Consider the following 9,291-nt stretch of genomic DNA (forward strand, 5'->3'; position numbering starts at 1 on the left):
ATGTGATCAGGTTCGTCCTTGTAGGACAAGCCGCGTTCCCCCTTCAAGAGGCAACAGCGCCCATGTGGTACAACGGTTTACTCGACCTGTCGGTCTGGCAGCTGGTGGCTGCGACCTTGCTGATGACACACGTGACCATCGTCAGCGTGACTGTCTATCTGCACCGCTACTCTGCGCATCGTGCACTGGAACTGCACCCCGCGCTCAAGCATTTCTTCCGTTTCTGGCTGTGGTTGACCACGGGTCAGAACACCCGCGAGTGGACCGCGATTCACCGCAAGCACCACGCCAAGTGCGAAACCGCCGATGACCCGCATAGCCCGGTCATCAAGGGGCTGAGCACCGTGCTGCGCAAGGGTGCCGAACTCTATCAGGAAGAAGCGAAGAACCAGGACACGCTGCGTATCTACGGCAAGAACTGCCCGGATGACTGGATCGAGCGAAATGTATACAGCCGCTATCCGATTGGCGGCGTGACGTTGATGGCGATCATCGACCTGGCGTTGTTCGGCGTACTCGGCATGACTGTCTGGGCGATCCAGATGATGTGGATTCCGGTATGGGCCGCAGGTGTCATCAACGGTCTTGGTCATGCTGTTGGCTATCGCAACTTCGAGTGCCGCGACGCCGCTACCAACCTGGTGCCATGGGGCATCCTGATTGGCGGTGAGGAGCTGCACAACAACCACCACACCTACCCCAACAGCGCCAAGCTGTCGGTGAAGAAGTGGGAGTTCGACATGGGCTGGGCCTGGATCAAGCTGTTCAGCTTCTTCGGTCTGGCTCAGGTGCAGCGTGTCGCGCCTATCGCTCATCGGGTCGAGGGCAAAGGCCATCTCGACATGGACACTGCCATGGCCATCCTCAACAACCGCTTCCAGATCATGGCGCAGTACCGCAAGCTGGTGATCGCGCCGCTGGTGAAGCAGGAAGTGGCCAAGGCTGATGAGTCCGTTCGTCATCTTTTCCGCCGTGCCAAGCGCCTGCTGTCGCGTGAGCCGAGCCTGCTGGAAGAGCAGCATCATGCACGCATTGCTGACTTGCTGGCACAGAGTCAGGCACTCAAGGTGATCTACGAGAAGCGTCTGGCGCTGCAGCAGATCTGGGTCAAGACCAGCAGCAACGGCCACGACATGCTCGAAGCCATGAAGCAGTGGGTGCACGAGGCCGAGGCCAGCGGCATCCAGTCGCTGCGTGAGTTTGCCGAGCAGCTCAAGACCTACTCGCTGCGACCGTCCGGCGCGACTGCCTGACCGCCGCTCGTTACAAGCAAAGGCCCGCCGAACTGGCGGGCCTTTGCGTTTGTCCAACAGCTCGCACTATGCTCATTTCAATGCGAGGCGAAGGACGGATGGCCGCTGTAATGGACGATCAAGGCAACGCTGTTTCCGAGTTGGAAGAACTGACCTTGGCTCTGCTGCACAGCCGTGCCGAAGTGGAGCGCCTGGGTGCGCGCGAACAACTGTTCAGCAGCCTGCTTGGCAGCGTCAATGCCGTGCTCTGGGCCTTCGATTGGAACGAGCAGCGGATGATTTATGTCAGCCCTGCCTATGAGCGAATCTTCGGTCGTTCCGCCGCGCTGCTGTTGGCCGATTATGGCGAGTGGCGCAACAGCATCTATCCGGACGATATCGACTACGCCGCCGAAAGCCTGGCCAAAGTGCTGGAAACCGGCGCGGTGGAGTCTCGCGAGTACCGCATCATTCGCGCTGATGGCCAATTGCGCTGGCTCAGCGACAAGTGTTTCGTCAGCCCCCGGCTGGGTGCTGAGCCCGGCAGTGTGATCGTCGGTATCGCCGAAGACATCACCGAGAAGAAGCGCCTGGAGGGCGAGTTGCATCGCCTGGCTACCACTGATGTGCTGACCCAGAGCAGCAACCGGCGGCACTTCTTCGAGTGTGCGCGTCGCGAGTTCGAACACGCGCACAAGTTCGGTAGCCCGCTGGCCTTCCTGTTGCTCGATCTCGACGACTTCAAGAAGATCAATGACCAGTATGGACACCAGATCGGCGATCAGGTCCTGCAGCGCCTGGCGCATTGCGGTAGCAATGCCTTGAGGCGCGGCGATCTGTTCGGGCGTATCGGCGGTGAGGAGTTCGCAGCGCTGTTCCCGGGCTGCGAGCCGGATGTGGCTTTGCAGGTGGCTGAACGACTGCAGCGTGAGGTGCAACGCCTCAGCTTTCGGCACGAGGGCATCAGTTTCGGCATCACTGTCAGTCAGGGTCTGACCAGTCTGCTGGCCACTGATGTCAACCTCGATGCGCTCTATGCACGTGCCGATGCAGCGATGTACATGGCCAAGCGTCAAGGCAAGAATCAGATCGTCCTGGGTTGATGGGTTGGCGATTTTCCGCCTAGGAACACGTTCTAATGAGCGGAATTTTGCCTGTTCTCATTGTCATTGCATGGTCACTGCTTTGTAGGAAATATGTAACCTGTTGTTCTAGAAGCCTTGCGGGCTTGCCGCCAGGAGCTGGCGCGTTATCTGCATAGGCATCCGGCAGATGCCGGCCAGGATGTCGGTGCACAATAACAACGACGAGAGAGCATTCACCATGCACCACTCTGCCCGCTACATTTCGGCCGCCCTGCTGCGTTCGCCGTTGTTCTGTTCTTCCTGAGTTCTTGCGTACCCATTCGAGCCCGGCTTGTGCCGTTTCCTGGCTCGTGGGTGCGCATGCCCTATTCGTTCTGGCCTGCCTCTTCGTGCCGAAGTCTGTGCCGGACGATGCGTCACCTTAAACACACTGGAGAGAAACATAATGAGAAAGACCTCCCTGGCACTGGCCGTAGCCGCCAGCACCCTGGGCCTGAGCCAAGTGGCGTCCGCCGACCTGGTCGGCGACAGCAAAGTCAGCCTGGAAGCGCGTAACTTCTATTTCAACCGTGATTTCCGTGAGGGTTCTGGTCAGTCCAAGCGTGAGGAGTGGGCTCAAGGCTTTATTCTGCGCGCCAACTCGGGTTTCACTGAAGGCACCGTGGGTTTTGGTGCTGATGCAATCGGCATGTTCGGCTTCAAGCTGGATTCCGGTGGTGGTACTGCTGGCAGCGATCTGCTGGTTCCGGATCGTTCGGGTGGTTCTCAGGACAATTACTCCGGTCTGGCTGTAGCGGCCAAAGCCAAGGTTTCCAACAGCACTCTGCGTGTCGGTCAGATGCAGTTCAAAAACGCTGCCATCGCGTCCAGCGACGGCCGTCTGCTGCCGCAGGTCTTCGAGGCCGGTCACGTCGTTTCCCAAGAGTTCGACGGTCTGATGCTGGAAGCGGCCCATGTCCGCGAGGTCAACAACCGTAACTCCAACGATTACGAAGATATTGGCATTGCCAGCGGCGGTCGCCGTGGTATCAACACCGTCGGTGGCACCACCACCGATTCGTTCGACTTCATCGGCGGTACCTACAAGCTGACCAAGGACCTGACAGCTGGCTATTACTATTCCAATTTGGACGAGCTGTACAAACAGCACTCTTTCAACCTGGTACATGTGCTGCCGCTGGGTGACAAACAGAGTCTGAAGACTGACGTTCGCTATGCGCGCTCCACTGATGATGGTAACCGCAGCAATGTGGACAACAAGGCCTTCGGCGCCATGATGACCTATTCCCTGAGCGGTCATTCCTTCGGTCTGGGCTACCAGAAGATGAGCGGCGACACTGGCTTCGCCTACATCAACGGCACCGACCCGTTCCTGGTCAACTACGTTCAGATTCGTGACTTCGCTAACAAGGACGAGAAGTCCTACCAGGCTCGTTACGACTTCAACTTTGCGTCCATCGGCATCCCGGGCTTGACCTTCATGACCCGTTACCTGACCGGCGACAACATCGACCGTGGTCGCGGTGTGTCCGAAGGCCGTGAGTGGGAGCGCAACACCGAGCTGATGTACGTGTTCCAGGACGGTGCGCTGAAGAACCTGGGCGTGCGCTGGCGTAATGCGACTGTTCGCGACAACTTCGATCGCAACATTGACGAAAACCGTCTGATCGTCAGCTACACCCTGCCGCTGATGTAAGACGAGAGGTTCTCGGGAGGCCTCAGGCCTGATATCCCGAAAGCTGAACGAAAAATGCCCGCTCCTTTTGGACGCGGGCATTTTTTATGCGCGACTGGTGACGGCTCAGCGTGGGCTGTCAGCTGGCGCTGCCGAAGTGGCGAGAATGGCGCTGGCCAGTGCCATGTCGTCGGCGTCCTGCAGTTGCGGGTTGGCGCTGCGCAGTTGCTGCATTGCCGCTTCCAGATGCGGGCCGCGAATTTCGCCGTTGCTGGCGACGAAGCTGCTGGCATCCTCTTCGGCCGCTGCAACCAGCTTGCGATCCTTGAAGGTCAGGTAGGTCGAGGCGGTGGTTGCGCCCGAGGACAAAATGTCGCGCAGCATGCCATCTGCTGCAGCGGTCTGGGCGATCAGGCAGGCACTGAACGCCAGTGCGGCACGGCTCGTTACACGCATGATGAAACTCCTGTAGGGTGGTTCCTCTACTAGGAGTCGCACAAGCCGCTGGTGGTTCCTTGCGGGCGATGGCCGGTTGCCAGGCCGATCAATTGCTGAGCTTGCGCGCCCGCTGCTGATGGCGCCACCAAAGCAGCGTCGATAGCAGCGCCAGTGCTCCGAATAGCAGGAATTGCCAGACCCAGGGCAGGTCGGGGAACAGGTAGGTGAGTGCGCCGACACTGACAGCGACCAGGCCGATCCACAGCAGGTAGCCTCCGGCGCCGAACACTTCGAGAATCAGCAGCAGGGTGGCCAGGGACAACCAGTCCCAGAACGACAAGTGTTGCAGATAGGTGATCATGAGAAGGCGCGGCTACCCATACTCAGATTGTTCGCTGATCGCCCTTTGGTGTGCATTGCATAGACTCCATTGCCAGATCAATCAATCTAAGCACAGCCGTCTGCGCTCTGCCGCCGACCCCTTCGCAAGGTGGGCAGATGCCAGGTAATCCGTGGGAGCCAGGGCATGTTTGAGCGTTCGCTGATGGCGTTTTTGCTTACCGCTCTATTACTGGCAGGGCAGGGCGCGGCGGCTGGTGAGCTACTGAATGCTCTGCACCGTGCAGCGCCGCAGTTGGAAAAGCGTGCGTTGCAGGATGCGCTACAGGCGCTGCAGTGTGCTGAGCGAGAAGGCGCGGGTGAAGCCCGTCGGTTGGCGCTGATCGATTACTCGCGCTCCTCGCTGGAACGACGTTTGTGGGTGTTCGACCTGACGCAAAGGCAGCTGCTACTGCGGGAGTTCGTGGCTCATGGTCGCCAGTCCGGCGAGCTGTTCGCCGAGCGCTTTTCCAATCTGCCCGGTAGCCATCAGTCCAGCCTGGGTCTGTTTCGCGGTGGTGAAAGCTACAGCGGCCGGCATGGGCATTCACTGCGCCTGGATGGCCTGGAACCCGGCTTCAATGACCAGGCGCGTGCCCGGGCGCTGGTGATCCATGGCGCTGATTATGTGGCGCCGAGATGGGCGGAGAAATATGGACGCATGGGGCGCAGCCTGGGCTGTCCGGCGGTGCAGCAGGAGGTGATTCGGGTGCTGGTGGATCAGCTCAGGGATGGCCAGTACCTGTTCGCCTGGCACCCGCAGTTGGCCGATGACCGCTATCGCGCCTGTACGAGCCTCAGCGTTGCTCGCTCTGCGGAGTGACGCGCAGCACTTCCTCGATGGTGGTCAGCCCCGCCGCGACCTTTTGCGCGCCGGACAGCCGCAGACTGCGCATGCCGTCCTTGAAGGCGGCGCGGCGCAGGGCGGTCAGGTCAGTATCGGCGTTGATCAGCGGCTTGATGGCGTCGTTGATCAGCATGATCTCGTAGACGCCGGCGCGGCCGCGGTAGCCGGTTTCACGGCATTCCAGGCAGCCGACGGCGTGATGCGCCTGAGTCGGTAATGGCGAGCTCCAGGGCCGGGTCAGGCCGTTCCAGGTGTCTTCGTCCAGTTGCACCGGCGCCTTGCAGTGGGGGCACAGGGTACGCACCAGGCGCTGCGCCATGACGCCGAGGATGGTGGCCTTCAGCAGGTAATGCGGTACGCCCAGTTCGAGCAGGCGGGTGATGGCGCTGGGGGCGTCGTTGGTGTGCAGGGTGGACAGCACCAGGTGGCCGGTCAGTGCCGCCTGGATGGCCATTTCGGCGGTTTCCAGGTCGCGGATCTCACCGATCATGATGATGTCCGGGTCCTGGCGCATTAGTGCGCGTATGCCGCTGGCGAAGTTCAGGTCGATGTTGTGTTGCACCTGCATCTGGTTGAAGGCGCCCTCGATCATCTCGATGGGGTCTTCGATGGTGCAGACGTTCACCTCCTCGGTCGCAAGCTGCTTGAGGGTGGTGTAGAGCGTGGTGGTCTTGCCCGAGCCGGTAGGGCCGGTGACCAGGATGATGCCGTTGGGTTGGCAGGTCATGCTCTCCCAGCGGCGCAGGTCGTCAGGAGAGAAACCGAGCTGATCCGGGCTTTTCAGCAGCACTTCAGGGTCGAAGATGCGCATCACCATCTTTTCGCCGAAGGCGGTCGGCAGGGTGGACAGGCGCAATTCCACTTCGTTGCCATCCGGGGTCTTGGTCTTGACCCGGCCATCCTGTGGCTTGCGCTTCTCGGCGATATTCATGCGGCCGAGGTTTTTCAGACGGCTGACCACCGCCATGGTGACTTGGGCGGGGAATTGGTAGACGGTATGCAGTACGCCGTCGATGCGAAAGCGCACCGTGCCCTGCTCGCGGCGTGGCTCGATATGGATATCGCTGGCGCGTTGCTGGAAGGCGTACTGGAACAGCCAGTCGACGATATTGACGATGTGCGCATCGTTGGCGTCCGGTTCCTGATCCTGAGCGCCGAGGCTGAGCAGTTGTTCGAAGTTGCCGACGCCGCTGATCCTCTGGTCGGTGGCATTGGCGCCGCTGACCGAGCGGGCCAGGCGATAGAACTCGGTGGTGAAGCGCTGAATGTCGCTGGGGTTGGCCACCACGCGCTTGATCGGGCGCTTGAGCACGTGCACCAGGTTGGCTTCCCAGCTATGCACCAGCGGTTGGCTGCTGGCGATGGTGACGCTCTCGCTGTCCACCGCCACGGCGAGAATCTTGTGGCGCTGGGCGAAGGCGTAGGACATCAGCGGGGTGATGGATGCTACGTCGATCTTCAGCGGGTCGATGCGCAAGTAAGGTTGCCCGGCGAAGTTGGCCAGCCAGGTGGTGAGGGTTTCCAGGTCGAGTTTCTTGCCCGGCCGTTTTTGGTCGTCCACCTGCTGTGCGGCGAGAAACTCCAGCGGGTGCTGGGTATTGTTCAGCGAGCTGCGACGGATCGCCAGGCACTGCTCAGCCACATCCTGATCGACCCGGCCCTGGGCCACCAGCTCGCGCAGCAGGTCACCAAGATCCAGTACACGGTCAGGGGCGGTAGCGGTGAAGGCGGACATGCGGGCTCCTCGGGGTCGGCCTGAACAAGGGTAGCCGAACTAGGATGCCCGAAAAGCCGCACAAGGGCGAAGTGCCTGACGTGATCGAGCGCCCGCTTCAGGCCACCTCCGTCACCAGGCTGTGATCCAGATGCCGCCAGGTCACCTCCCATACGCATACCAGGCCGCGCAGTTTCTGCGCCAGCACCCCGGCTCGATGCAGCGAGATACCGTGCAGGTGCAGGCTGATATGCAGGTCATCCTGCAGGCGTTCCATGTGCAAGGCTTCGGGTAACAGCTGCAATTGGGCGAACAGGCCGAGCAGTCGGCACAGCACATCGGCTTCGGCGTCGGTACGCAGCTGGTATTCGACACCGGCATCGGGACGATCCTGCCAGGGATCGCGACGGTTCTGGGCGGACGGAAACGCAGTGGTATCAGGCATGGCGGCAGCTCGGGCAGGTTTTGCCTAAGTTTCCGCCTTCTTCTGGCAAAAGTTCTGCCTGGTTTTCTGTGTTTATGGGTGTTTAATGGATAGAATTTCCTTATTTCGCCACTGATAGGGATTTTTTATGTCCGTCATCCTGGATGCCTACGATCAACGCATTCTTGCTCTGCTGCAGGAGGACGCGGGTCTCTCCACGGCGGAGATCGCCGAGCGTATCGGTCTTTCGCAGTCACCCTGCTGGCGGCGTATTCAACGGCTCAAGGAGGAGGGGGTGATCCGCAAGCAGGTCACCCTGATCGATCGCAAGCGCATCGGCCTGCATACGCAGGTGTTCGCTCAGGTCAAACTCAACGCCCATGGGCGCTCCAACCTGACCGAGTTCGCCGAAGCCATGCGCGAGTTTCCCGAGGTACTGGAGTGCCACGTGCTGATGGGCGCGGTGGACTTCATGCTGCGCATCGTCACCCGGGATATCGAAGCCTATGAGCGCTTCTTCTTCGAGAAGCTGTCGCTGGTGCCCGGTATCCAGGAGGTGAACTCGATCGTGGCGTTGTCGGAGATCAAATCCACCACCAGCTTGCCGCTCGTCTAAGGCTTGATAACCTCGGGCCTGGTCTGTTCCACGTTGCGTTTGCCAGGTGGCGTGAGGCCCATGGACACGTAGATGCTGGTCAGTTGATCCACTCCCATGTCGGCGGGTCGTATCCAGGCCTCCGGTACGTATAGCAGGCCACCACCAACCGGAATCGGCGCGGTGGGAATGAGGATGGCGCAGTAGGCTCGGCCTTCCAGCTCCACGCTTTCCGAACTCGGGCGCAGAGCAAGTACGGCAGCGCCATCGCCGCCGAAGAAGCACCAGACCGGGGCCATGGTGGTGATGTCCGGGTTCTTGCTCTTGTCCAGCAGGCCCACGAAGCGATCAGCCAGGTTGTAGAAATTACCGATCAGCGGGGTGCGCCGCAGGGTGCGATCGATCAGCCAGGACAGCGGACGGCGCAGTCCCAGTTGCACCGCCAAACCCAGTGGATAGAGGCTGGCCAGCAGCACCAGGCTGCCGAGCAGGTAAGCCAGGTAGCTGTTGCTGGAAAAGGGCTGGCCGAGCGCTGCGAACAATTGGCCGATGAGGGTCGAGGGGCCGACCAGGCGATTGAGCAGGCTGAATATCCAGGCGAGCAGTGCCAGGGTCAGCGCCAGCGGCAGTAACGCGAGCAGGCCGGTCAGCCAGGTGGTGACGACGGATTTCAGGCTGCGTTTGAACATGTAAGGGTTTCCTTGACGATCTGGGCAGTGACTTTACGCCAGGCGTGGCAATTGCGGGCAGTTGTGTCCGTGTGCGTGGCCTGTGAAATGGCTACAACGCTTTTCGTCAGATCATTCGCGCGAAAAAAAGCCCGGCACTGAGGCCGGGCGGAGTGGGTACACGAGGTACCGAAGTAGCAGCGTTCGGTTGAACCCTTACATGCCGAGCATATTC

General features: G+C 60.5%; 10 protein-coding genes. 5 read left to right on the forward strand and 5 right to left on the reverse strand.

Translation table 11 applies throughout. From position 1 onward, the window contains the following. Positions 1-62: 62 nt before the first annotated feature. From desA to H3221_RS23305, 3 genes are all read left to right on the forward strand, one after another. Positions 63-1,253 (forward strand): delta-9 fatty acid desaturase DesA, encoded by a 1,191-nt coding sequence (gene desA / locus H3221_RS23295; protein ID WP_196476274.1) that lies wholly within the window; start codon positions 63-65, stop codon positions 1,251-1,253. A 110-nt stretch (positions 1,254-1,363) separates the two neighbouring features. Next, entirely contained in the window at positions 1,364-2,335 is a 972-nt protein-coding gene (locus H3221_RS23300; RefSeq protein WP_196476275.1) for a GGDEF domain-containing protein, read from the forward strand. Between the two features lie 427 nt (positions 2,336-2,762). Beyond that, the gene (locus H3221_RS23305; RefSeq protein WP_196476276.1) at positions 2,763-4,013 is read left to right on the forward strand and encodes an OprD family porin; all 1,251 of its coding nucleotides are present in this window, start codon (positions 2,763-2,765) and stop codon (positions 4,011-4,013) included. Positions 4,014-4,118: 105 nt separating this feature from the next. On the opposite strand, the gene H3221_RS23310 is transcribed toward H3221_RS23305, so the two are convergent. Together H3221_RS23310 and H3221_RS23315 are read right to left on the reverse strand one after the other, a co-directional pair. Beyond that, positions 4,119-4,448, reverse strand: coding sequence for a DUF2388 domain-containing protein (locus H3221_RS23310; RefSeq protein ID WP_160018859.1), 330 nt, complete (start codon positions 4,446-4,448; stop codon positions 4,119-4,121). Positions 4,449-4,536: 88 nt separating this feature from the next. Next, positions 4,537-4,791, reverse strand: coding sequence for an NfeD family protein (locus H3221_RS23315; RefSeq protein ID WP_196476277.1), 255 nt, complete (start codon positions 4,789-4,791; stop codon positions 4,537-4,539). Positions 4,792-4,956: 165 nt separating this feature from the next. Here H3221_RS23315 and H3221_RS23320 point away from each other — a divergent pair, with 165 nt between their 5' ends. Next, positions 4,957-5,631, forward strand: a complete 675-nt coding sequence (locus tag H3221_RS23320) for a murein L,D-transpeptidase catalytic domain family protein (protein WP_196476278.1) — start codon at positions 4,957-4,959, stop codon at positions 5,629-5,631. Here the strand turns inward: H3221_RS23320 and H3221_RS23325 are convergent. Beyond that, complete coding sequence (locus H3221_RS23325; RefSeq protein WP_196476279.1) at positions 5,606-7,390, reverse strand: GspE/PulE family protein; 1,785 nt, start codon at positions 7,388-7,390, stop codon at positions 5,606-5,608. The genes H3221_RS23320 and H3221_RS23325 overlap by 26 nt on opposite strands. Positions 7,391-7,487: 97 nt before the next feature. Next, positions 7,488-7,814 carry a hypothetical protein gene (locus H3221_RS23330; protein ID WP_224490762.1) on the reverse strand — a complete coding sequence of 109 codons (327 nt, stop codon included), beginning with the start codon at positions 7,812-7,814 and terminating at the stop codon, positions 7,488-7,490. 127 nt (positions 7,815-7,941) lie between these two features. On the opposite strand from H3221_RS23330, the gene H3221_RS23335 reads away from it, so the two are divergent. Then, positions 7,942-8,409 carry an Lrp/AsnC family transcriptional regulator gene (locus tag H3221_RS23335; RefSeq protein WP_196476280.1) on the forward strand — a complete coding sequence of 156 codons (468 nt, stop codon included), beginning with the start codon at positions 7,942-7,944 and terminating at the stop codon, positions 8,407-8,409. Here H3221_RS23335 and H3221_RS23340 read toward each other — a convergent pair. Further along, positions 8,406-9,077 carry a DUF502 domain-containing protein gene (locus H3221_RS23340; RefSeq protein ID WP_196476281.1) on the reverse strand — a complete coding sequence of 224 codons (672 nt, stop codon included), beginning with the start codon at positions 9,075-9,077 and terminating at the stop codon, positions 8,406-8,408. The two genes, H3221_RS23335 and H3221_RS23340, sit on opposite strands and share 4 nt — an antisense overlap. Positions 9,078-9,291: the final 214 nt, after the last annotated feature.

This window comes from Pseudomonas chaetocerotis (genome assembly GCF_015712105.2).
In the GTDB taxonomy this organism is placed as follows: Bacteria; Pseudomonadota; Gammaproteobacteria; order Pseudomonadales; family Pseudomonadaceae; genus Aquipseudomonas; species Aquipseudomonas chaetocerotis.